20 protein-coding genes, 1 tRNA gene and 2 pseudogenes are annotated in these 22,549 nt (G+C 47.2%); 7 read left to right on the forward strand and 16 right to left on the reverse strand.

The annotated features are described in order from the left end of the window. From DFR47_RS00005 to DFR47_RS00015, 3 genes are all read left to right on the forward strand, one after another. Nucleotides 1-887: asparagine synthase-related protein (locus DFR47_RS00005; protein ID WP_245416386.1), on the forward strand; the 887-nt coding region annotated here is incomplete at its 5' end. Between the two features lie 16 nt (nt 888-903). Beyond that, nucleotides 904-2,073 (forward strand): carboxylate-amine ligase, encoded by a 1,170-nt coding sequence (locus DFR47_RS00010; protein ID WP_170137404.1) that lies wholly within the window; start codon nt 904-906, stop codon nt 2,071-2,073. Nucleotides 2,074-2,428: 355 nt separating this feature from the next. After that, nucleotides 2,429-2,629: a hypothetical protein gene (locus tag DFR47_RS00015; RefSeq protein ID WP_147245461.1), complete on the forward strand. Its 201-nt coding sequence runs from the start codon at nt 2,429-2,431 to the stop codon at nt 2,627-2,629. Nucleotides 2,630-2,675: 46 nt separating this feature from the next. Here the strand turns inward: DFR47_RS00015 and DFR47_RS00020 are convergent. Beyond that, nucleotides 2,676-2,819: pseudogene (locus DFR47_RS00020) on the reverse strand (IS481 family transposase); the annotation flags it as partial. Nucleotides 2,820-3,222: 403 nt separating this feature from the next. Between DFR47_RS00020 and DFR47_RS00025 the strand changes: the two are divergent. After that, nucleotides 3,223-3,683: pseudogene (locus tag DFR47_RS00025) on the forward strand (DDE-type integrase/transposase/recombinase); the annotation flags it as partial. 317 nt (nt 3,684-4,000) lie between these two features. Here DFR47_RS00025 and DFR47_RS00030 read toward each other — a convergent pair. The 10 genes from DFR47_RS00030 to DFR47_RS00075 all read right to left on the reverse strand — a co-directional run bounded on the left by DFR47_RS00030 (nt 4,001) and on the right by DFR47_RS00075 (nt 11,912). Then, the gene (locus DFR47_RS00030) at nt 4,001-5,671 is read right to left on the reverse strand and encodes a DUF927 domain-containing protein (RefSeq protein WP_113942398.1); all 1,671 of its coding nucleotides are present in this window, start codon (nt 5,669-5,671) and stop codon (nt 4,001-4,003) included. A gap of 163 nt (nt 5,672-5,834) precedes the next feature. After that, complete coding sequence (locus DFR47_RS00035; RefSeq protein WP_113942399.1) at nt 5,835-6,719, reverse strand: hypothetical protein; 885 nt, start codon at nt 6,717-6,719, stop codon at nt 5,835-5,837. Further along, nucleotides 6,716-7,063 (reverse strand): helix-turn-helix domain-containing protein, encoded by a 348-nt coding sequence (locus DFR47_RS00040; protein ID WP_170137405.1) that lies wholly within the window; start codon nt 7,061-7,063, stop codon nt 6,716-6,718. The genes DFR47_RS00035 and DFR47_RS00040 overlap by 4 nt, the downstream gene beginning before the upstream one ends. A 354-nt stretch (nt 7,064-7,417) precedes the next feature. Continuing rightward, on the reverse strand, nt 7,418-8,029 hold the full coding sequence (locus DFR47_RS00045; RefSeq protein WP_113942401.1) for a hypothetical protein: 612 nt from the start codon (nt 8,027-8,029) through the stop codon (nt 7,418-7,420). After that, a complete protein-coding gene (locus DFR47_RS00050; RefSeq protein ID WP_113942402.1) occupies nt 8,029-8,400 on the reverse strand; it encodes a DUF3768 domain-containing protein in 372 nt (123 codons plus the stop codon). Before DFR47_RS00050 ends, DFR47_RS00045 begins: the two co-directional genes overlap by 1 nt. Before the next feature lie 68 nt (nt 8,401-8,468). Further along, on the reverse strand, nt 8,469-9,047 hold the full coding sequence (locus DFR47_RS00055) for a tyrosine-type recombinase/integrase (protein WP_113942403.1): 579 nt from the start codon (nt 9,045-9,047) through the stop codon (nt 8,469-8,471). Between the two features lie 169 nt (nt 9,048-9,216). Then, a complete protein-coding gene (locus DFR47_RS00060; protein ID WP_113942404.1) occupies nt 9,217-10,224 on the reverse strand; it encodes a hypothetical protein in 1,008 nt (335 codons plus the stop codon). A 37-nt stretch (nt 10,225-10,261) separates the two neighbouring features. Continuing rightward, nucleotides 10,262-10,840, reverse strand: coding sequence for a hypothetical protein (locus DFR47_RS00065; protein WP_113942405.1), 579 nt, complete (start codon nt 10,838-10,840; stop codon nt 10,262-10,264). Further along, complete coding sequence (locus DFR47_RS00070; RefSeq protein WP_170137406.1) at nt 10,822-11,388, reverse strand: superinfection immunity protein; 567 nt, start codon at nt 11,386-11,388, stop codon at nt 10,822-10,824. Before DFR47_RS00070 ends, DFR47_RS00065 begins: the two co-directional genes overlap by 19 nt. Before the next feature lie 11 nt (nt 11,389-11,399). Beyond that, nucleotides 11,400-11,912 carry a DUF805 domain-containing protein gene (locus tag DFR47_RS00075; RefSeq protein WP_147245462.1) on the reverse strand — a complete coding sequence of 171 codons (513 nt, stop codon included), beginning with the start codon at nt 11,910-11,912 and terminating at the stop codon, nt 11,400-11,402. Between the two features lie 124 nt (nt 11,913-12,036). On the opposite strand from DFR47_RS00075, the gene DFR47_RS00080 reads away from it, so the two are divergent. After that, the gene (locus DFR47_RS00080; protein ID WP_113942408.1) at nt 12,037-12,255 is read left to right on the forward strand and encodes a helix-turn-helix domain-containing protein; all 219 of its coding nucleotides are present in this window, start codon (nt 12,037-12,039) and stop codon (nt 12,253-12,255) included. A 494-nt stretch (nt 12,256-12,749) separates the two neighbouring features. Here DFR47_RS00080 and DFR47_RS00085 read toward each other — a convergent pair. Then, a tRNA-Thr gene (locus DFR47_RS00085) sits at nt 12,750-12,825 on the reverse strand. A 212-nt stretch (nt 12,826-13,037) separates the two neighbouring features. Continuing rightward, the gene (locus DFR47_RS00090; RefSeq protein WP_113942409.1) at nt 13,038-14,000 is read right to left on the reverse strand and encodes an NAD(P)H-dependent flavin oxidoreductase; all 963 of its coding nucleotides are present in this window, start codon (nt 13,998-14,000) and stop codon (nt 13,038-13,040) included. A 494-nt stretch (nt 14,001-14,494) separates the two neighbouring features. Here DFR47_RS00090 and DFR47_RS00095 point away from each other — a divergent pair, with 494 nt between their 5' ends. Both DFR47_RS00095 and DFR47_RS00100 read left to right on the forward strand, forming a co-directional pair. Continuing rightward, entirely contained in the window at nt 14,495-15,508 is a 1,014-nt protein-coding gene (locus tag DFR47_RS00095; protein ID WP_113942410.1) for a hypothetical protein, read from the forward strand. Nucleotides 15,509-15,645: 137 nt separating this feature from the next. Then, nucleotides 15,646-16,614: a methyltransferase domain-containing protein gene (locus tag DFR47_RS00100; RefSeq protein ID WP_113942411.1), complete on the forward strand. Its 969-nt coding sequence runs from the start codon at nt 15,646-15,648 to the stop codon at nt 16,612-16,614. 6 nt (nt 16,615-16,620) lie between these two features. Here the strand turns inward: DFR47_RS00100 and DFR47_RS00105 are convergent, their stop codons facing one another. From DFR47_RS00105 to DFR47_RS00115, 3 genes are all read right to left on the reverse strand, one after another. After that, entirely contained in the window at nt 16,621-17,475 is an 855-nt protein-coding gene (locus DFR47_RS00105; RefSeq protein WP_113942412.1) for a TIGR02186 family protein, read from the reverse strand. A 1-nt stretch (nt 17,476) separates the two neighbouring features. After that, nucleotides 17,477-18,358, reverse strand: a complete 882-nt coding sequence (locus tag DFR47_RS00110; protein WP_210207256.1) for a sulfite exporter TauE/SafE family protein — start codon at nt 18,356-18,358, stop codon at nt 17,477-17,479. Nucleotides 18,359-19,025: 667 nt separating this feature from the next. Further along, a complete protein-coding gene (locus tag DFR47_RS00115) occupies nt 19,026-22,469 on the reverse strand; it encodes a peptidoglycan-binding protein (RefSeq protein WP_245416387.1) in 3,444 nt (1,147 codons plus the stop codon). Between the last annotated feature and the right edge of the window lie 80 nt (nt 22,470-22,549).

Consider the following 22,549-nt stretch of genomic DNA (forward strand, 5'->3'; position numbering starts at 1 on the left):
ATGATGTTAACGGCATTACCGGTAATGAGTATAAATACTCCGATCTTATCGCTCAGGAATATGGGACAGAGCACAACCGAATTCATGTGAGCCCAGAAGAAACGCTTTCTGCATTACCAGCAGCCGTTGCGGCTATGTCTGAACCTATGATGAGCCATGACTCTGTTGGCTTTTACTTGCTCTCAGAACAAGTTACGAAAACCGCTAAAGTTGTACAAAGTGGACAAGGCGCGGATGAGGTTTTCGGAGGATACCATTGGTACCCTAAGCTGGAAAATTCACAAAATCCTCTAGATGACTATGCGCAGCTCTATTTCGACAGAGATCATGCAGAGATGCAAAAGACGCTTTCACCAGACTATATTGGCGACGACTATAGCAGAATTTTTGTTGAGGAATACTTTGAAAAATTAAGTACGTCTTCACCCGTCAACAAAGCGCTACAAATTGATACCGACATTATGTTGGTTGATGATCCCGTTAAGCGTGTTGATAATATGACAATGGCCTTCGGGGTTGAGGCAAGAGTTCCGTTTCTTGACCATGAGTTAGCGGAGCTCGCTGCACGCATACCTTCAGAATTAAAAGTTGGGCATGGCGGAAAATATATTTTGAAAGAAGCCGCCCGTAAAATCTTGCCGGCAGAAGTTATCGATCGTCCAAAAGGATACTTTCCAGTACCAGCCTTGAAATATATCCAAGGCGATTATCTAACATTTATCAAAGAGATTTTAAATCAACCAGTTGCTCGTTCGCGAGGTCTATTTAATCAGTCCTATATTGATGGATTATTGGCGGAACCAGATGCCGCTCTTACCCCTAAAGGACATTCCAAACTCTGGCAGATTGGTTCTCTTGAACTGTGGTTGCAGTCGCATGGAATTTAATAAGGGAGGATTAACCATGTCACTTTCAGCTCTGCACCGCCTGAGTGGTTTTGAAACTGCAGATCGGGATCAAGGGTCCTTTTCTTTTGGAATTGAAGAGGAGTTTTTCCTTTCTAATATTAACTCCGGCGAAATAAGTATTCACACACCTGATCAACTCTTTGAAGGAGCTCATGCTGCCACGAATGGGAGGGTTGATAGAGAGTTTTTACAAAGTCAGGTTGAAGTCGCCACTCCCCCCCTTTATTGCTTCAAAGAAGCGAGAGCAGAGATGTTGTATATCCGGCGCGTATTAGCTGCTTATGCCAAGGAACATAATCTTGCTATTCTCGCATGCGGCACCCATCCAGAGGGTAATTGGCAAAATGCGGTTCAAAGCGAGAAAAAACGCTATGACCATGTGATGGATAGTCTTCAGATGATTGGAGAGCGCAATCTACTATGCGGCATGCACGTACATGTAGAGCTACCGGACCCTACACGTCGAGTTGACATTATGCGTCGTATTCTTCCTTTCTTACCTTTATTGTTAGCGCTATCAACATCTTCACCTTTTTGGCATTCCCGGCAAACAGGGCTCAAAGGATATCGGCTCGCTGCATATGATGAGCTTCCACGCACCGGTATTCCTGAGCTCTTTGGTAATACGGCTGAATATGAGACTTATGTTGAGAGTTTAGTAAATGCCGGAGTAATGCCAGATGCCTCACATTTATGGTGGATGATACGCCCATCCGTAAAGTACCCTACGTTGGAGTTACGTGCACCGGATTCCTGCACACGTGTAGAGGATGCTTTGGCCATCGCTGCGCTTTATCGCTCACTCGTTCATCATCTTTTTTACAACAAAGATTGTAACGCCGATATTGATGTCGTGGATAGAGCTCTGATTTTAGAAAACAAATGGCGAGCACAACGCTATGGCACGAAAACTATTTTCGTGACGAAAGATGGTGACGAAAAAATCTCTAATTTCTTAGATAAGACCCTCGCTATGATCTGCAAGGATGCACAAATTCTAGGTTGTGAAGAAGAAATAGAGCATTGCAGGGATATTTTGGCAATGGGTAGCTCTGCGGACATACAGCTGAAAGTTTATCAAGAACGCTTGTCAAAAGGCTCTGAAAAAGAAGCCCTCCATGAGGTAATTAAATGGATAATGGACACAACCACTAAGAAGACTTAATAAGACCTTCGAGCTATCAATAGTCTTCATATCTCATTATTTCTAATTTTGTATAATAAGTAAATTCATAGTTGACTAAATGGATATGTGTAATAGGTAGATTTTTGTTATATTTATTAGAGATACTTTAATGCTTTTAGTCTGCCGGCTTGTAATTTTTTTAGCAGTTGGCTGTTGGGGAGGAGTATTTCAACATATGGCAAAATGTGACTTTTGCCATATGTGTGAATCGTCGATTGTGTGCTGTTTCGTGCTTTCATCCTTGGTCGTAAATATCCACATTTAGGATAATGTTGACGTAGTAAACGAATCTGGCAGTAATATTCCTGTAGCTAGTAAAATTATGGGATATGGAATGATTACTTACACTGTTTGGACGTCAAATAATCCAGATGAATGGACGCATAAATTTCTAGAAACTGATGATAAAGAGATAGCTGTGAGCAAAGCTACTGAACTGTGTGAATCTAAACGATTCAGGTTTGTTGCTATTGATCAAGGGGATAAAACAATTTGGTCGAATGACCCCGCTACTCCGGCTGAAATAGATTTGTAAGGTGAAGTTACTCGCGGGACACCTCAGTTGCAATTTATAGCTTTTCTCAGAGCGCTTCATATGGCGTTTTGCCGTTATGTGCGCCGTACGGTCTGTTGAAATTATAAAAGCGCTCCCATTCTGCCAGGTTTGCCTTGAGATCGACATCCCCTTTGTAACTGAGAAGTTGATAGAATTCCTGGCCATCGGAGCTTGCTCAAAACACGCTGCATACTCTGATTGAAGGCGCTACTGCCAATGCCGGTAGTACGCAGATCTCGGAGCATCTTTTGACGACGGTTTCGGGCATTCAGAATGTTAGCCACATCCATGTCTGGTCACTGACTTCCAATCGCGTTCTGGCAACGCTTCAGGTGCAGACATTGGAGGGGGGCCGATATTCGAGTTGTGGTTAGCCAAATTGAGCACGAACTGAAGACGAAGTTCAGCATCGAACACCCGCCAATCGGCATCAACTGGGAAGGAGACGCCACTTGTAGTTTGGAGACGCCAAGCTATCCGGCCGCTTTCCATACAGGTCGCTTGCATTAACTAACTGCGCATCACGGTTCATTGGTAATCTCCCTATTTTTAACGGGTTTTGGAGTAGAACTCTTCCAATGCCACGTGGTTTTGTCTATCTGTGCGCTGTCGTCGATTGATTCAGCCGCAAGGTTCTGTTGTGGCGACTGTCAATCGCGATGGAGGCAGACTTTTGCATCGAAGCGGTTGAGGAGGCACTCGCCAGTTACGGCAAGCCTGACATATTCAACACAGATCAGGGTTCGCTGTTCACGCCCATTGACTTCACTGCCGTGCCGTAGAAGACTGAGAGTGCCATCTTGATGCATGGAAAAGGCGCTTGGCGCGACAATGTTATCGTTGAACGGCTTTGGCGGTCGATCAAATACGAGGAGGTCTATCTTCACACTCACAAAACCGTATCCGAAGCGCGAGCGGCATCGGCCGATATCTGACCTTCTATAGCAGCCGACGTCCTCATCCATAGTTTGACCGGCAGGCACCGGATCTGGTTAACTTCAACGCGCTGACACCAATAATGGTGGCGGCATAGCCTCAAAGGCAATGTCGGCTTCCGTGTGAAGTGGTAATCTACATTATATCTTTCACGAAAATTGAAAATTCCGCTACGGTAGGGTTTTTTCTTTGTTATTGAATGTGATTGAGGGCTTCTCTACACTTCTGTAGTGGTGAACATATTCGCCCACCAAAAAATTTTAAATGGAAAAATCCAGTTGAAAATAGTCTCATTTTGGTAAGCACATCAGTTCCTATACTCAAATTTACAATCAACTGTAATCTAATCAACATATGGCAAAAGGTGATTTTGCCATATGTTTATTTATTTATTTATAGATTGTAGATTATTATTTATATATTTAAATTTTTTAATTTTTCCCAATCTAATTTATAGCCGGATGGTCTAATGCTTGAACTATCGAGACCTTCTATGAGCATTGTTCTTGTGTCAGAGTTATCTCCATTAATTAAGACATTATTATCTTTAAGTATTTTGTTGAAAGTTCTGTAAAAAATTTCTGGTATAATATTTTTGTACTCTTTTGTTGTTACGAATAAATGTTCGATAGTTTTATATTTTTTTCTGATGGCCACGAAACTACCCTTCTCATTATTTAGGGTCTTTCCCTTTGTAACAATCGCGCAGCGTTCTTTATCGAGACCTAGTTCAATAAGATCCTGAATGTATTTGCTAGCGGTCTGATGGTTGTCTTTGGTAGATGGTATCGTGCTTTTGAAAATCCCTGTTAATGCTTTTGATAACTGTTTCTCAGAAAAAGGCACGATTCTGTATTTAGCGGCGAGTTTTCCTGTCGCATAGACACGCCCAAATGCCTCTCTATAACGATCTTGGCTGTCGGGATATTGCTTCTTTAGTTTTTTGGAAAATTCATTGCACAGTATCTCTAGGTCGTCTTGATCTGCCTTTGACAATAATAGTTTTTTTACAAATTCATATAAAGCATGCCCATAATTTCCAGTTATTGTTGTTTCGGTTTTGGATATCAATTCTGCTGCTGACAATCCTAATTTATCGGCTAGGCTAAATATTCCTCCTTTTGTAATGTCAGGGATAGGGATGTCGATATAACGGATCATTGCCCCCGCATGTTGGTTCTTCTCTCCTAATATACTGAGTAACGTATGTTCCGCTGTAGTTAAAATTGTAGTTTGCCAGCGTCCTGAACTTTCTCCATTCCAGCCAGACCAGCGGCTTTTCCCTTTTCCTTCATTGATGGAATAAGCGAGGTCCAGAATAGATTCGATAGCCTTTTTCGGACTGCCGAGGACGGCGCCGAATTCATCTAGACATAATATAAGATTATTATGAAGCATGGCTTGTTCTTCTAAAGCCGTTCTAGTTGATGCAAGGGTTCCTATCGCATCGTTGCCGCATGCTTTGAAAACAGACTGTGCTGCTCTTAATAATGTGGTTTTTCCAGTGCCACTGGTTCCTGCAAAATTGAACATTAATCCAGTTTTAGATGAAAAGAACGGCAGTGCGGGACCACTGAGCCCGGCTGCAATAGCGAATATAAGATATGGGGATGCCTCGCAGGGTTGTTCTAAGCCACTGATCCATTTGGGCATCTTCCCGTTTATCCAGCAGATATCTTCTTGGCTTTCGAAATATGAAATGCCGTAATGCTTTTCAATATGCTTTAGGTTTTTGGATTTTGTGATTGTGATGTCTGGTAAGACAAACTCAAAGGGATCGCCATTCGTATCGCGATAAAAACCAGCTCTTTTAACAAGTTTACCCGTTTCCTTGATGAGCGGCCCAGCTTTCATGATGAGGTCACAGATAGCTTTGGACTCATTCATATTAAATGGCAGTGGAACTAAGTAGTCAGTTAGAGCCTCAACAAACTTGGCATGAGAGCGATGCAACGAGTAAGGTAGCAATATTGATCTCAGCTCGCCGTCGGGGGTTTTGAACTTGAGTAGCATTACTGCTTTCCCTTCGGTTTCTGTTTCGAAGAGGCGTTCAAATGTAAAAGGGGAATTTTGATTTTTCGACATAATTTTTCCTGAAGTGTAAAGTGTAAAGTGCTAAACAGGCGCTTTTGAGTTTTTGAAATATTCACTGCAGTGTTGCCCACTAGTCACTCTATTAATTAGCGTGGATGGCTCAAGCAGATGCCGCAGCATCGCTGCTGAGCCTGTTGCTGTTATCTGTCATTTTTCATTCTCGTTTTTGTGGCGACAAGGACTGCTTGATTAATGCGCTCTGTAATGAGAATTTCATGCTCAATGGTGCGGCACGTAATCGCTTAATATTGCGAAGAAATAGCCGGTCACCAACGCTGTATTTGCCTAACCAGCTTGAGAGTTCTGCAAGTTGATGTGCTTTTAATGGTAGGGATCGGACATTAATGCGCGGTGACCCATCACGTTTTAAACGGGCTTCATAATAGGAAGACCGCCGGTTAAACCCATTCTTGTACACATAGGTGAGAGCCCGACCTATGTGTTTTTGGAGTGGGGTTTGTTTGTCAGATTTGATTTCTTTAAAACTAAAGGACTTGTCCGCACCTTTATTGAATGCATCATTAATGCTGGTTTTTAGAGTGTTTGTGAGTGGGCGGTTGATTAGAAAATAAAGGTGTAATTGCCAGCCTTGTACGTCGTTTTCAAAGACGTTAAGTGAAATGTCTATGCCGCCAATTATGATCGCGTCAGCCAAATTGGAGCGTTGAATGTTTTTGTTAAGACGCTTTATTATGGCTTTGAGATTGGCGTTTTTGAGCTCGCCTTCAGGGAAAAGAAGACCGTCAGGTATGATGGAAACTCTGGTCCATATGGCGTGTTGCAGCTCGCTTTTTAGGAAAGCTTTGACAAACGATTTTCGATATACTCTACGGCATCTAGGGCATGCTTCCACTTTGCAAGGTCTTGCTTTGGAACACTTCCCTAATATACGTGCCACCCACATGCTGTGAGTTCTGGAAAGATCTGTTGGCCTTCTCTTCCTCAAAGCTTTTATTGTCGCTAATCGCTGATCATTTGCCTGTGGCCCACTTTCGAACTTAACAGGCAGATAGTTTTTCAATGCGTGAGTTTTACTCATTTTGCTTCTCCCTTGCTCTGGGAGGTGTTCAAGCGCTTATGGCTATCAGCGAATGCTTGAAGATCAGCATACTGATAACGAATGGCACCGCCAATCCGTCGATACGGCAGTTCGTGCTGGCCCGAGACGCGCCAGTTGGCCAGTGTTTTAACGCTAAGGCCAAGCACTTCAGCTGCTTGGGTGCAATTGAGCAGATCAGTTGCTTGATAGCTGGGGGAGGGGGCTGATGATTTGCCTGAAGCTAGAATACTTAAGCTCATGCCACATCGTCTCACGAGAAGCTCAGTGAGGGTTAAATAGGCTTTTTCTAACTTTTGAGATTTGGAGGTATTTGTTTTAGACATCGACTTTCCTTTCGTTGCGTAATGCGTGAAAGAATAATCGATGCGTCGGGTAACAACGTTGCACATCGACTATTCTTTCAAGCAATCCTAAGATCCACTTGATTGACAGAATAGTCGAAGCACCAACTCCATCCCTGGCTGACATCACAGTAATGCCACAAAGGGGTTGAAGCGCTGTATTTCGGCTTGCCTTAAAAGGTTCGCTGCTACTTACCATGCAGATAAGTGATTATACAGTCTGTACCAAACATAAGCTTGGCTCGTTGTACCTCTAGGTAAGAGCTACTGGTATTTGCTCTCACTTGAGATGGATAATCTCAAAATTTACAAGAAAGTCAATATAGGTTGAATAAATTATTCTAAGGCGCATTTTTCAACAAGCGAAAGGCATATTAAGCTTCCGGGTTGAATGTGAGACCGTCGTTGCTTTTTGCTAACAAGATCAGCGGGTTGAAGAGTGGTTGCTGACATGGTTTGAGAGCGATCACTATCAAATAATTTGACTGTGTTGTTTGTGATTTCAGTGGTAACCGTCCAATGGTTCACTGCGCCATAGATGGCAAGCAAGGCGGAACTGTTGGGGTGGTTGAGGTGATTCAAGATGGTTTCGGTGATTTGAACGGATTGTTTTGGCTTGCTAAGTGCAAAGGGGCGATGAGTGCTAATATGAACACCGTGAACATCTATCATGTGCTCTTGTGCCGTTCGTAAAAGCCATATCATGCTATTGAGACCGGTGCCGGTTGATGCGATGCTCAGATTACCTAGCTCTTTTACCGCATAATTGTTTAACACCGCGAAGAGGTCACACCAGTGCTGGCCTTTTGACGATAACTCATGCCCACGGAGGCACCACCTTATGCTGTTGATAATGGCATATAGACCGCACAGCCCATCAAGCTCACCTTGTTTATAGGGTCGCATGGTTTGAGGTTTGGCTGGTGGGGCAAGGTGGTCAATACGCACTAGTACTCATCCACCAACATGACTGTTAAAATGCGTACCGTGATGTTTTCATCAGAGGCATCAGGGGAGTGCTGTGTGAGCGTTTCATCATAATAATCGATTTTCCATAATATGCTTACGCTATCAACTTCCATGGATGCACAGTCATGCTCACCATAAGGATCATTACGATCATTGAAGTCAGAAAACTGTGCAATTGAAGTCATGATGTTAGTGATATGAGCTGCATCAAGGATTTGAATTCCTCTTGTTAGCATAATGCGACCGCCGGCATGCTTCATGCGCAGCCGGTCATTGAGTTGTCGGATTAGCAGTGTTTTTGCAGATGTGGTATCGTTGTTGTTCACTATTTGTTCTTTTGTGTTATGCATTAATGCCTCCGTTTTAGTTGTTGAGCATGTGTTGGTGTTTTGTGTGGCTAGGTTTTTGAGAGGTGGCGTTAAAGCAGTCTCACCAGTCGCCTCTGTGCGTCGCTGTCGCCATCAATATAGCGCTGTGTTGTTACAATCGACTGATGTCCCGCCAGCAATTGAACATCACGTAATGAGCCGCCTGATTTATGCACTAAACGCGCGGCTTGTGTGACAAACGTTCGCCGTCCTGAATGGGATGAGCAGCCTTCAAGTCCTGCTTGTTTGTACAAGTGGTTAAACCAGTTCACGACAGATTTGGCTGTCATTGCCTTGCCGCGTTCACTGAGCACGACAGGACCAGTGAAGCCGGTAGTGCGGCCTAAACTTAATAGGGCCGCTTTCAAATCGGGGTGTATGGGAATACGCCTTGCTCTGCAGTATTTTGTTATGCTGCCAGGTAAATAAAGCGTAGTAGCAATTTTACCTTGGGCATTAAGGAGCATTGGCCATTCAAGCTGGGCAATTTCACCGGCCCTTGGGCCTGCTTTAAAGCTGAGTAAAATAATAATTTTGTTGCGAAGGGGATGGCGGAGGGTTTTGCAGGCTTTGAGTGCCTTCGTTAATTGAGCGTTTGTCACCGTGCGAGCTTGCCGGTGTTGAGCCATGATAAACCTCACCTTTTGTTAGGTGAGGTTAGCTGAGTTTTTTATAAATGTCAAATCACCAGTTAAAATAAGATATATAAATCAAGATCTTAAGTCGTTTTCTCGATTGTTTTTATACTGCGCTGCCTGAGTTTATTTGCTTATACACGGTTGCAAATTGGAGCCATTGTTACTGTTTTGACTCCTTTTGAAAGATGTCTGGATTACCCGTTATGTGCTTTGTGCACGCATCGATAGCTTCGCGCATTTCTTGCTGTACTTTTGGCTGTTGTAGAATGGCGCGAGCGCTTGGAAAATTCCAGCTAACACAATACAGAGCGCCTTCGCGTCCATTAACGATGCTTACGCCCCAATTGCCCTTTGTAAAAAATGGTACTTCCTTAGACGATCTATCGGATTGAGAAGGCACAGGTTCTGGTCGCTTGAATGTCTGAGGTTTTTCGGCTGCTATTTTTTCTACGCTAATCACCGATTGTATGAACTCAGAGTCGGGATTCACCAGAGCTGTGATTTTACAATTGTCATCCATTTTACAAGTCTGAAAGATCTTGTCACCTTCAGGTGAGCGTGTCATGAACCCAAACCAACCTTCAGGTCCTGTAATGCCGCTATCTAATGTACCAATTCCAATAGTGCCTGTTAGAACTTTCTGCACAAGGTTTTGATTGTCTTGTTTGAGCTGGGATTTTGCTTCCACTGCGGTTTTGCCAGCACAATCCCAGAGTAAGTCTAGGGCACGGCTGGAGCCCTTTAATGGTAGACCCAACTTGCTATGATCATAGGTAAGACGAATTTGTTTGCTTTTACGCAACAGCGGCTCAAAACCTGCTTCATTAATATAGGCAGAGAATAAAGCTATGTCTGGTTCGACCATGCTGCCGGTTAATTGCTGCGGGTCATTATCATCAAATGTAACTGTTCCTGCTATTTCTTCATCGACCTCTTTGTCTAATGAGCTAGATGAGACGCCTATGGATAAAACTTTGCTGTCATTGGCATAAATCAAAAAATATATGCCATTCGTCACATGCTTGCCCATAATGCAGCCATTGTAGATGTCATCTTTGCGCACAAAGCCTGTCCAGCCTTCATGATCAAAGGCAGGTGCGGCGCTTGCTATTGTTGTACACGCAACTAAACTTAAGCCGATGAGGCCTGTATATGTGTGATGATGCATTGGGAGCCTGCTGAGTTAATACGGTAGAAGAAGTCGCTTATTGAGCGCTTTGCCGTTGTGCTGTTTTGATGCAATTCTTCAGTGCTGTGACTGCGAGATTATTGTCATAAAATGCAGTTTGGCCAACATAGTTGAGCTTTGGAAAGGCGACTTTTAGGTCGCTGGCTTTGCGTATGAGATCTTCTAAACGCTTATTATCTGCTGGTGTTGTGCCTCTAATCACAATCACCTGTTGGTTAAGTAGGTAAACCCGGGTGAATGTGATTGGCTGATCATCTAAGTCCAGTTGAGCTTCTACGTCCTTTTCCTGCAAGATGCTCCACTTGTCAGAACGAAAGGTGAGATCGAAGCGCCCTTTGGTGTTTGCATAAATTGACAGCATCGTTTCATCATCAAGCATCATTGCCATGTGGCAGCCAAAATCCTGATCATTTGGGATGGGTTGGCCAGCCCAATACCCTTCTTGGAATGTAATTTCGTTAGCAAAAGCAAGTGAACTAAGGGCTGCGGTGGAAGCAAACGCGGTGAGTGTAAAACTGATCGCCCTCTTTATCGTAATCTCAATGCGGCTGATATTTTTACGATGCGATATTGGCTTTAAGTGAACTGTGGGCATGTCGCATTCCTGTCTAAAATATAGCGATTGATGATTGGTGTTTTGAGTGCGGTATATTCTTCAGAGGAAATTGCACCCGCGTTAAATAGCGTTTTCAGACGCGCTAAAGTTTCAATATCATTGGCATTGTTGTCGTGAAGGATTGGGGCCTGGTGAGCCTGCGGCTTATCCAGTGCAGGTTCTATGCGAATGGTTTTGGGGTCGTTGACGAATATATTGAGACCACTTTCACCGCCATTGCTACCGTCTTCACTCTGATGAGCGTAGCGCAGTGCCCATATGAGAGCCACAAACCATCCGACAAGTGTGTAGCCGAAGGCCAGATTGATGATGAATATCAACCATCGGTTAGGGTGGTTTCTACTAAAGGCCACATATGTTGGAATAAAAGTGATGATGAGCAGTATGATAAATAAGCCCATCAGAACCGCAATTGTTGTGGCTCCATCATCTGCAAAGGCGGGGATCGCTAAGGCCAAGTAAAGACTTGTTGCTAATAGGCTGAGAAGTTGAAGTTTAGGCCATTTTTTATGACTGATCATTGCCATGTCATGTCGTCTCATAGTGAGGAGCGGGCAAGCACGTTGGCTTTCAGCTGTTTAAATTCATCCTCATCAATTGCGCCTGTTGCACGTAGCGAAGCGATTTTTTCAAGTTGATGAAGGGAGCTTTGCTCCGTGCCTTCAAAATGAGGTTTGCGTTCAAATGACTGAGTTTCGCCAATATGTGTATTGAAACGATTTTCACCAGTTTTGGTTGGTGTGCACATGAAGACCAGCAGCACAATCGAGCCAATGCCAGGGGCAAGCATTAATAATAGCCACCAAGCTGATTTGCCGATGTCATGCAGGCGGCGTGCGGTGATAGCGAGTGACGGTATGAAATGCGCAAGCACGACTATGCCGGTGAAAAATGCGGCAGGCTCAGCGCTTTGGTCGTCAATAATAAGGTCAAGCGCCAAGGCTACGACCGTAATACCAAACAATGTGAGGGTGTATAGCCAATATTGGGTGCGGCTTGCGCGGCCTTCAAAGTCAACATAATGGCGCATGGCATTAGTGTAGTGGTTCACAGTTTTTACCCCAATCGCGGTGAATAAAAAAACGTTCTTCGTTTGTGTGCGTATGCTAATGATATATGATTTTACATATTATAGTTGATAAACTTGAGCGAAGTAAAGTGCCATCAATTTTTGTATGGATATTCGTAAATTAGTTGGAGATAACTTCGGGCGTGCTCGTAAAGCGAAAGGCCTGACGCAAGAACAGGTTGCTGAGCGCTCGGGTTTTAGTCAGCAATATTTAAGTGATTTAGAGCGCGGTCGCCGTAATCCAACGGTGGTGTCTGTGTATGAATTAGCTATGGCCCTAGATGTAAATTACTTAGAGCTTTTGAAGCAAGATTCTGATCAATAGAGTTTAGTTTAGTGACTTGAATTTGCGCACCGGATTTGCTTGGAATTTAAGACGTATATGTACGCTGCGGGGTATCACTCAAGAGACACTTGCGGTTGATGTTAACGTTGATCTGACGGCAACTAGCGGTATTGAGCGTCCCAAACAATCCATCAATAGATTTGCCTGGTAAGTGGGCAGACGCTTTGCAAGTTAATGTTTTGGATCTATTGGTGGTGTTGCCGGAGGGTATGGATGAGCCCAAGTCCTTGAGGGCAGGGCGTAAGCCAGTAGATACGTCAAAACGCTGAATTTGTGTAAGACGAAAGTGACTGGCTTCAAAAGCCAATTAGCAAACACCGCAATTTTAATTTCTAAAATGATCACTATGCATCCTTAGCAATCACGAATGATCTCTTGATTGCTGGGATTGGTATGACTTCAAAAAAGTGATTGCTATTTGATTGCTGGCTGTATTTCATAAAGTCAACATAGATACTAAGTCATTGATTTTATGGTGCCGCTTATAGGATTCGAACCTACGACCCCATCATTACGAATGATGTGCTCTACCAACTGAGCTAAAGCGGCAGGGACATTTATTCCCTCAGGTCAGAGCTTTAATAAAGCAATCTGTCCGGGCGCGTGATAACGAAATCTCGACTTGTTTGCAAGGCGCAAAAATAAAAAAAGCGTGCTTTCTGACCTGCTCTGTATTTTATTATTCTTTCCCTGAAAGAACAAGTATATGAACTATATTCTCTCAGGTATGTGACTATATTAATTGCATTTGATCTGTAAATTTAGGATGCGCAAAGCGCTGATTTCGCAGTTTTATATTGCTCAATCCAGCGTTCAACCAACTGTCCGGCAGGCAGGATTTCTTTGACCGCTCCGATCCCCTGACCACACCCCCAGATGTCTTTCCATGCTTTGGCTCCGGTCGTGGCTTTTTGGAAGTCCATCTTGCTCGGATCTGCTTCCGGCAGATGATCGGGATCCATTCCCGTTGCTTCGATCGATTGGCGCAGATAATTGCCGTGAATACCGGTGAAGTAGTTGGAGTAGACGATGTCCTTGGCGCTGGATTGCACGATCATTTCTTTATAGGCGTCCACCGCATTGGCTTCTTTGGTCGCGATAAAAGGTGAGCCGATATAAGCAAGGTCTGCACCCATTGCCTGTGCTGCCAGAATGGCGCTGCCGCTGGAAATAGCGCCGGAAAGGGCGACCGGGCCGTCAAACCATTCACGAATTTCGGCCATTAAGGCAAAAGGAGAGAGTGTGCCCGCATGGCCACCGGCACCGGCGGCTACGGCGATCAGCCCGTCGGCGCCTTTGCGAATTGCGGAATTGGCGTGGCGGTTGTTGATCACATCGTGCAGCACAATGCCGCCATAGGAATGGATTGCTGCATTAACTTCCGGCACAGCGCCGAGCGAAGAAATCACTACAGGCACTTTATACTTGATGCAGAGCTCCAAATCCTGCTGCAGACGTAAATTGGAGCGGTGCACTATCTGGTTAACCGCAAATGGTGCTGCCGGTTGCTCCGGATGCTGTTGATTATAGCTCTGAAGCCCTTCGGTGATCTCAGCCAGCCACTCGTCAAGTTGTGCCGGAGTACGGGCATTTAAGGCCGGAAATGCGCCGATAATTCCACTTTTACATTGCGCCATTACCAGAGCCGGATTGGCAATAATAAAGAGCGGTGCTCCGATTGCCGGTAAGCGCAGATGATTTTTGAGAATATCTGGAAGAGCCATTTCGCATTCCCGTAATTGACGTTAACGTAAAAGGTATATTGGTAGCAAAGATACCGTGATGTCAAAGGATAAAATATGGGGGTAAGGATTTTAAAATGGCAAAACCTTGCCGCTAGACGAATGTGCGATATTTATTGCGGCCTGTGCAGGCTACGGGTTTTGAGACTGTTATATTACCTCTGGTTCGGATGGTTCATTTAAGCGCTCGTACATATGCGATTGTTAAAAAACTGGCGCGGGCACTATGATTTTGAGGCGCTGCGACACGTTTTTGGAAAGAAAACAGCATAAAAGAACCACAAAAGCCTGTGAAATCGGGATTTTATGCAAATAGTCTTTGTGGAACAATATGTTAAGATCGTATACAATCTTTTTGCTCTCTGGCGACAGATAGGATTTTATAAAAGCTTAAAAATCAGTTAATGCGTATATCTGCTATTTTATGCATAAATACCGGCGCCGGAGAATGCGACGGGCTATAGGAAGGGACAATTTTGCAGGGCATCGAAAGCGCTATTCGCAACGCTTTAACCAAAGCGGATTCATCTGATCCGGCCATGCGCCAGCGGATTTATGAATCCGTTTGGAGTGCGCATGAGCGTGCTATGGCTGCGAATACTCAGCTTTCGGATCAGCAGCGCGCGGAACGTCGCGAAAAGCTGAAAACTGCAATTTCTCAGGTTGAAGAGGAAATGCGCCAGCCGGTCAGTCCGGTTGTTGCAGAGCCGCTTGCCGCGGAACCGCGCTATGATGGCGGACTGGGTGTACCGGAACTGGATCGCACAGAAATGCGGGCGCAGCCCGATGCTCCGCGCAAGCGCCGCGGCAAAGCAAAGGCAGAGCCTGATCTTGGCTATGAACCGGACATTGCCCAGCCTGTTGCCCGTAAAAAACGTAAAAAATCCCGTCTGGTGTCTCTGGGGCTACCTTTAGCATTTTTGCTGACTGCGGGCTTTATCGGGTGGTCGGTCTATAATAGTTTTGTCACTGTCGGCCCTGTGAGCAATAACAGTCATTCTCTGCCCGGCAATATTGCGCCGGTAATGCAGGGCAATGAAGCCGACAGCAAAGACTGGATCACAATTTTTACGCCTTCACAGCCGAACCGTATGTCGGTTCAGGGGCAGGCGACTGCGGAAATTGCCGGTTCAGGCACATCCCGTTATGTACGGGTTAAATCACCGACGGCTCACGACACAGCCAGCTTTGATATCGGACAGGGTGTGCTGGATCAGATCGAAGGCAAGCAGGCTACTTTTGAAGTCATGGTGCGCAGTGATGATGGTGGCACGGTACAAATGTCTGTGAGTTGCGACTTGGGCACATTGGGCGATTGCGGTCGCAAGCGCTATGACGTGACTGATCAGCAAAGCAGTCTGTTGTTTGATCTTGCAGTTCCGGAAGTGTCGTCTCCCAATAGCGCAGGGCGTATTATCGTTGCCAGTGACATTAACGGCTCCGGTAAAAGCGTTGATATTTATGCAATTCGCGTCAAGGTCGTACAATAGTCCGGCTGTACCTGACGCTTTGTCCGGATAAAATCGGCACAGAAAAATGTGTTTCAAAGCGCTGATCGTGTAAAAAATATCTTGTCAAATTCCGCGTATCACTGCATATCGCGTGCTCTGCAACAAATGCGGTAACTATGGCGCGGGCATTTTTTTCTTCCGGCGATCTGATAGCGGATCGTCGCGCTCATTATGCGGTCATGATGTCTGAGGCGGGAGACCATTCCGCAGCGGCTGATCTGATGCGCCAGTCGCTTGATTACCTGAAATCGCAGTTTCTGCAGTGGCCTGCGGGCATGTTTATGCTGAGCGAAATGCATGAAAATGCCGGCGAGACCGCAGAGGCAGTAACGCTCTGGCGCCAGCTTCTCAAACTTGACCCTGAAGATCGTTTTGGTGCGGCGCTGAAGCTCGCACAATGCGGGTTGGGCGAAACACCCGATGCGGCACCTCCTGCCTATATTGAAGCTCTGTTTGATGCCTACGCGCCGGATTTTGAAGAGTCACTGGTTGATAAGCTGCAATATTGCGGCCCGCAAAAATTGGCCGGACTGATCACCACGCATTTTCCGGAGCGCAGCTATCAGCATGTGCTGGATCTGGGGTGCGGCACCGGCCTGATGGGCGAGGAAATCTATCAGCATTGCGGCTTGCTGAGCGGTGCTGATCTGTCTGAAGCCATGCTGAAAAAGGCAGAAGAAAAACAGATTTACACGCGGCTGATCAAAGCTGATGTGAACCTGTGCAACAGAGCAGCCCTTGTAGATGATGCGCTGCCGCAACCGGATATGATCCTCGCGGCTGATGTGTTTATTTATATCGGTCAGCTGGAGCGTGCTTTTGCACTGGCGGCGGAATGTCTTCGGAGAGGAGGGGTGTTTGCCTTCTCGGTGGAAACACATGATCGTCCTGAAATACAGGATTCAGACGGTTCATGTGAAGATATGATTTTACAACCCTCTTTACGTTTCACGCATTCTGCCCGTTATATTCAAAATCTTTTACAGGCCAGCCGTTTTGAAATGCTGGATTATCAGCACATTGCCTTGCGTCTTGATCGCGGCGAATATCTCGATGGCTATGTTTTTATCGCGCAAAAACTTTGATTGTTTTTAGTCCTTGCGGAATAATAACTGTCCGATCCAGCCTGTCAGACCGGCGAGAAACACAGCGAACAAACCATAAGCCAGACTATATTGGTGGGCTGCTTCAAAAATCTGCTGCTCCAGACCGGCTTTGACAATATTGAGATGGCTGTTGGCCTCACCAATAAAGACGCCATGGCGGAAGAGCAGGGCGCGCGCTTTATGGCGGCCGACAGGCACATTGGCAGAGAGAGCGAGTGTCGCACGGAAAAGGGTCTGCGAGACAAACTCCACAGAACCGACATTCTGCGTGTAAATTCCCTGACGGGATTTCAGATCACGCAATTCCTGAGCAAAGCGAATAGTGTTCGGATCCGTTAAGGTGCCATATTCCGGTGTCATCGAAAAATAATTGACGCCGAGTGACAGCTGGCGATAGGTGCGCTCATCCGTAATGTCCTGCAATGGTCGCGTGGATGCCAGAGAATAAGATAGCGGCACCGATTGGAATGTCTCGGAATCGGCATTCACCCATACACCCAGATAACGTGACTTTTCACGGATTACCAGATTGCGCTGGGGGCCTTCGAGCACCACGATAATATCGTAACGTGCCTGTCTACGGATCAGCGGGTCAGCATTATCCAGCGCGCCGAAGATTGTCAGATTGGTGCCGTTGAAGTTCGACGCAATCGCAATTGTCTCGGTGGAAAGACCGATCTCAATCGTCTCCGGCAGTTGCAGTGGCTCCTGCATGGCACTAACCGGCGGTGTCTCTTGGCCACGGTCTTTTTTGCGCGGTGCAGTATTGCCGCTTTGCAGTGGCAGCAGCGCCGAGAGTAGCAGGGTTGCGATCAGGGTTTTGATGAGCGGTGTCTTCATCTTACTCATCCGCAAAGCCGATGGAGAAAAGATTATCCGGCTGGATGAACAGGCCGAAAGCCAGACGCAGTGCAACGGCCAGCACCAGCAGTGCCAGCAGCATACGCAATTGCTCGCCACGCAGTTTGCGGCCGGCACGGGCACCGTATTGGGCTCCGATCACACCGCCGACCATCAGCAAAAAGGCCAGAACAATATCAACCGTATGGTTGTTTGTAGCCTGCATAACTGTTGTAAAGGCGGTCACGAATGTGATCTGGAACAGCGAGGTGCCGACAACCACATTGGTTGGCACGCGCAGCAGATAAATCAGCGCCGGAACCATGATGAAGCCGCCGCCGACACCCATAATCGAAGAAAGCAGACCAATACAAAAGCCGATAGCCAGAACCGGAATGATACTGACATAGATCATCGAAGCGCGAAAACGCGCTTTAAACGGCATTTTGTGAATCCAGTTATGCTGGCCGGAGCGGCGGACATCCGGTGCGGTGCCGCCCTTGCTGCGCCGCAGGGTGCGCCAGCTTTCAATCGCCATCAACCCGCCGACAGAACCGAGCAACACAACATAAAGCAGCGAGATGATCAGATCGAGCTGGCCAAGTTCACGCAACAGGGAAAACAGATAAATACCGATCAGCGATCCGACCAGACCGCCAATAACCAGTAATACCCCCAGTTTGATGTCGAGCGTGCGTCGCTTGAAATGCGAGAGGGCGCCTGAAACCGAAGATGCAATCACCTGATTAGCGCCGGTAGCAACGGCAATAGCGGGCGGAATGTTATAGAAAATCAGCAAAGGCGTGATGAGAAATCCGCCGCCGACACCGAACAGGCCGGATAAAAAACCAACAGCTGCCCCCATGCCGAGAAGAACCAGCATGTTGACCGAAATTTCCGCTATTGGCAGATAAATACCCACGTCCCGTTACCGCTACTATGCTACTGCGGGTACGCAAATATCTGTAAACCTGACTGGTGGTTTGCAGCTTTGATCCCGCAGAATGCTCCCGAATTTACTATCTGTGCCTATCATCAGACTTTGCAGCTTTTCGATGGCAGAAGGCAGTCATTATCCGTGAGCTGACAGAATTATATGTCTGAACATCATTTACGATGCCAAACCTGAAAAATATCTGTATCGGAGCGTGTCGCATTCATGTTGAGTGCAGACTGTACAACAGACCCTGTGTCTGTTTAAAAACCTGCAAAGAAACGCTGTGATCTCAACTGAATAATACCCACTCTGATGGCGTTTTTGCATACAACAGATTGATTGTTGCAAAAAACTGTTAATTTTCTGCGCCTTTAGCGGCATGATGTCAAACCATGGCTGTGCATAATATGATGCGAAACAAGCAGCCTGTATGAGCGCTGTAAATTGTGCGGCTCAACTGTTGCAGTAAGGTCGCAATTTTCACTATGATATCAAATAAAAATGCCCTGCTACGGCTGAGTAGCAGGGCATGAAAATGCATTTCGAAAAGTGTAAGCAGTTTCAACAGTTCAATATTCACTGAAGCCGCTCTGATCTGTCAGTTTTCAATCAATCAGCTATTGCGTGCGAGCAATGCTTCCACCAGCGGCTGATCGACTTCACCGGTCGGCTTCATGCCGTTGGATTTCTGGAAAGCCGCAATTGCCTGACGGGTTTTATTCCCCATCACACCATCGGCACTGCCTGCGTCATAACCGTTTTTTTGCAGGATCAGCTGAATATTGCGGATTGCCTTTTTCATATCCACAGAAGCGGTCGGCATCGCTTTTTCGTCTGTCCATGCATCCGGAATATGGACTGAATTGGCCTCTTCAATCATATCCTTCGGCTTCCAGAGCTTGGTCAGATTAACCGCGCGCTCCAGCTGTTCAGGCTTGAGTGATTTCGCAACCTGATCACGCTTTTCAGCTGCATCGGCGTCACCGGCTTCAGCGGCCAGAGCAAACCATTTGTAGCTTTCTTCCAGGCTTTGTGTGCGACCCAGACCTTTGGCGGTCAGGATGCCGAGATTATATTGGCTGTCTTTAATACCGAGTTCTGCAGCTTTGAAAAACCACTTGGCAGCATCATCATTATTAACCTGACCGGCAGGCCCCATTGCATAAAGCACTGCGAGATTGTGCATCGCGCTGGCATTACCCTGAACGGCCGCCTGTTCGTAAAGCTTTGTTGCCTTGGCTGCATCACGTGGCATGCCGAGGCCTTTTTCATTGAAATTGCCAAGGCGATATTGTGCCGGTGCAAAGCCACGTTCAGCTGAGAGCGCATACCATTTTGCAGCTTCCGCATAATCACTGGCAACGCCGCGACCGTCTGTATAGCGCAGGCCGATTTCATAAAGCGCACGGGCATCGCCACCTTCAGCCGCATTGCGCAGGGCAATCGAACCCACGTCTTTGGCAATCGCCGGAATGGCTGACAGTTTTTCCTGTGCAGGAGCTTCTGCTTTCACTGGGCTTGTCAGTTCAGGTGCACTGTTGAAGCTCTGCTCCTGCTTGTCCAGTGCTTCAGGCATTGGCTGAATAGCCGGAGCCGCTGATGGCTGATTGATGGTCACAGGTTTGATAATTGCCTGTGTACTGCCTGCCAGCGGATTTGCCGACAAAGGCTGTGTCGGGAATGCGCGGGTGCCAAGCGGCAGTGCATCCTCAGATGTGGTTCCCTGGTTCAGCGTTGTGATCTGAACGGAAGGTGTCACCTGTTCTGACGGATAGCCAGCATTGTCGAGCGTGCTCACCGTTGGCAAAGCAGGTTTTGCTTCTTCTGTTACCGCCGGTTTTGTGCTGATCGCAGCGGTTTTGATATTGGAAACATCTGCAGCCTGCGGTGCAGTGTTTTCTTTTGTATCATTCAGATAGGTGTTGCCGAGCTGCAGACCGGTCGCGGCAATGATAACGGCGCCGAGTGCCAGCAAAAGTGGCTTACGCAGGGAGCGCTTTGGTTTGTCTGCTGCCGCAACGCGATTTTCATCGGAGGTGATATCTTCATTCAGATCACCATCGGTCTGTTCCTGATCGCGCAGGCGTCCGGTTTCATCCGCTGCTGCCTGAGCTGCCCGGCGGGCAGCGCTGATCAGATCGGATTTGCCGTTGCTGGCAGGCTGATCGGAACCGCGGTTACGCTGTTCATCACGGACACGACGGATAATTGCATTGAGATCCGGCATGGCTGCAAGGGTCTGATCAACGCGGATTTCTTCGTTTTGCACTTCTGGCTGCGTTGCCGCTGCCTGCGTGTCGAGTTCCAGCAGATCGCTGGTTTCGATTTTGAAATCTTCCGTGGCAGCAGTTGCCTGAGCGTCCGGCTTTGAGCGGCGAACAGCTTGTGCAAGACCACCGAGCAGGGATTTACGGGTATCTGCTTTCGGATTGTCAATATCTGCATCCACACGGGCTTTATCGGCGACCGGATGTGCCGCAGACTTGACCGCAGCACGGGCGGCTTCAATCGCAGCATCGGCCGGCGACGGTGCGGTGGAGAATGAACGCGCTGCATTGCTTGTAGCCTGCGGTGTGTCCGTGCCCCATTCCGGAACAGAGAACTGATTTGAGTAGCGACCGGCGTCACCCTGTTCGCGCGCTGGTACAGCGGGACGGGAAACCTGCGCATGCGGCGGCTTCTGAAGATTGTCCTGTTCCATCTGTCCCAGACGTTCAGCAATTTTCAGAAGTGTATCATGTACACGGTTAAACGTGCGGTTATTCCGTTCATCGGTTTCGCGGGTCAGTTGTTCCAGTGCTTTGAGATCATCTGCAAGCTGACGGGCAAAGCCGGTGTCACGGGCAGAGCCCTTGTCGACAACCTGACGGATGGCTTCTTCGGCAGCTTCACGGGCAGCACTCAGAACTGTGTCACGATTAATATCAATGGCGCGTTCAATCACGTCGAGACGTGGTTTGATATCTGCCAGCTCCGGTACCAGAGCTTCCGGCTTGCTCAGTTGTTCGCTGATGAAGCTCAGCTGCTTTTCAAGATTGCGCATCAGCTGCTGATCAGCCTGAGGCGCAGCAACAGGAACAGCCTGCAAAACGGCTGTCTGTTCCGTCACCTGACGGGTAATATGATCAAGGCGGCTTTCGAGAGCCTGAATAAAACGGTCATCGTTCAGCGCGGTTTTATGTGCGCTGTTGCGATATTGCTCATCAAGATGGCTGGTCAGATCGGCAAAACGGCGGTCAAGCTCTTCAAAAACAGCGTGTTCCTGATCCGGCTGCTGACTTCTATAGCTGGTGGCGAGAATAGCGCGGCTGATTTCATCGAGGCGCTCATCCAGCTGGCGCAGAGAATGGCTCTGATTATCCGGCAATTGCTCAACGGCATGGCGCAGATCATCAAGACGTGCGCTGATGGCTTCCAGTGCAGGGTCTAGATTAGCAGGCTGAGTGGCCGTTAACTTTTGAAACTGCTGCTGCTCAAAATTATCAAAGCGCTCATCCAGCGCATCCCAGCGATGGCTCATACGGCGCAGGGATTCTTCACGTGCCAGTGTTTCAACTGTCCGTTTCAGTTCTTCGAAATCACGACGCATAACGGCATCGGTATTCGGGCTGTGATTTACGTTGGAAGTAATGTTGCTGGTGCCTGCAATAAAACGGTCAGCTGCGGAGAGACGCGCCGGAGGGGTCTGCTGGGCATCAGACAGATGTAGTTTTTCGCTGATTGCTGCGGCTTGTCTTAATTCCGTGCGTGCGCGCAGGCGCTGCAATTCTTCGGCAATGGCAGACAGTGCTTCTTTATGCGGATGATCGGCAACAGGGGCGGATTGCTGCGGACGCACATTCTGTACCGGCGTTTCATGACGCAGGAACTCCAGTGCATCAGCTGCTGCTGTTTCCGGCAGTGCGGCTTGGGAAGTATAATGACTCTCCGGCTCTTGCCGCGAGCGCAGGTGATCTTCCAGCGCGGACAAGGTGCGGTTCAGTTCATCAAGCGATGCAAGTGGACGGCGTTCACGACGCAGATTGAGATTATCGAGAGGGGACCGCTGGTTATTCATCGCCATTTCACCTTCAAACTGTGTCGCCGTTTCACCGGCGCCGGTCAGATCATTCGCTTTGCTTTCGCCTGCGGTTGTGC

Source organism: Pseudochrobactrum asaccharolyticum, assembly GCF_003314995.1.
Taxonomy (GTDB): Bacteria; Pseudomonadota; Alphaproteobacteria; order Rhizobiales; family Rhizobiaceae; genus Pseudochrobactrum; species Pseudochrobactrum asaccharolyticum.

Bases quoted from the DNA above. Each gene is read 5' to 3' on its own strand.
- DFR47_RS00010 (WP_170137404.1), top strand. From the start codon at position 904: ATGTCACTTTCAGCTCTGCACCGCCTGAGTGGTTTTGAAACTGCAGAT.
- DFR47_RS00015 (WP_147245461.1), top strand. From the start codon at position 2,429: ATGATTACTTACACTGTTTGGACGTCAAATAATCCAGATGAATGGACG.
- DFR47_RS00030 (WP_113942398.1), bottom strand. From the start codon at position 5,671: ATGTCGAAAAATCAAAATTCCCCTTTTACATTTGAACGCCTCTTCGAA.
- DFR47_RS00035 (WP_113942399.1), bottom strand. From the start codon at position 6,719: ATGAGTAAAACTCACGCATTGAAAAACTATCTGCCTGTTAAGTTCGAA.
- DFR47_RS00040 (WP_170137405.1), bottom strand. From the start codon at position 7,063: ATGTCTAAAACAAATACCTCCAAATCTCAAAAGTTAGAAAAAGCCTAT.
- DFR47_RS00050 (WP_113942402.1), bottom strand. From the start codon at position 8,400: ATGCATAACACAAAAGAACAAATAGTGAACAACAACGATACCACATCT.
- DFR47_RS00055 (WP_113942403.1), bottom strand. From the start codon at position 9,047: ATGGCTCAACACCGGCAAGCTCGCACGGTGACAAACGCTCAATTAACG.
- DFR47_RS00060 (WP_113942404.1), bottom strand. From the start codon at position 10,224: ATGCATCATCACACATATACAGGCCTCATCGGCTTAAGTTTAGTTGCG.
- DFR47_RS00065 (WP_113942405.1), bottom strand. From the start codon at position 10,840: ATGCCCACAGTTCACTTAAAGCCAATATCGCATCGTAAAAATATCAGC.
- DFR47_RS00070 (WP_170137406.1), bottom strand. From the start codon at position 11,388: ATGGCAATGATCAGTCATAAAAAATGGCCTAAACTTCAACTTCTCAGC.
- DFR47_RS00080 (WP_113942408.1), top strand. From the start codon at position 12,037: ATGGATATTCGTAAATTAGTTGGAGATAACTTCGGGCGTGCTCGTAAA.
- DFR47_RS00090 (WP_113942409.1), bottom strand. From the start codon at position 14,000: ATGGCTCTTCCAGATATTCTCAAAAATCATCTGCGCTTACCGGCAATC.
- DFR47_RS00100 (WP_113942411.1), top strand. From the start codon at position 15,646: ATGGCGCGGGCATTTTTTTCTTCCGGCGATCTGATAGCGGATCGTCGC.
- DFR47_RS00105 (WP_113942412.1), bottom strand. From the start codon at position 17,475: ATGAAGACACCGCTCATCAAAACCCTGATCGCAACCCTGCTACTCTCG.
- DFR47_RS00110 (WP_210207256.1), bottom strand. From the start codon at position 18,358: ATGCTGGTTCTTCTCGGCATGGGGGCAGCTGTTGGTTTTTTATCCGGC.
- DFR47_RS00115 (WP_245416387.1), bottom strand. From the start codon at position 22,469: ATGAATAACCAGCGGTCCCCTCTCGATAATCTCAATCTGCGTCGTGAA.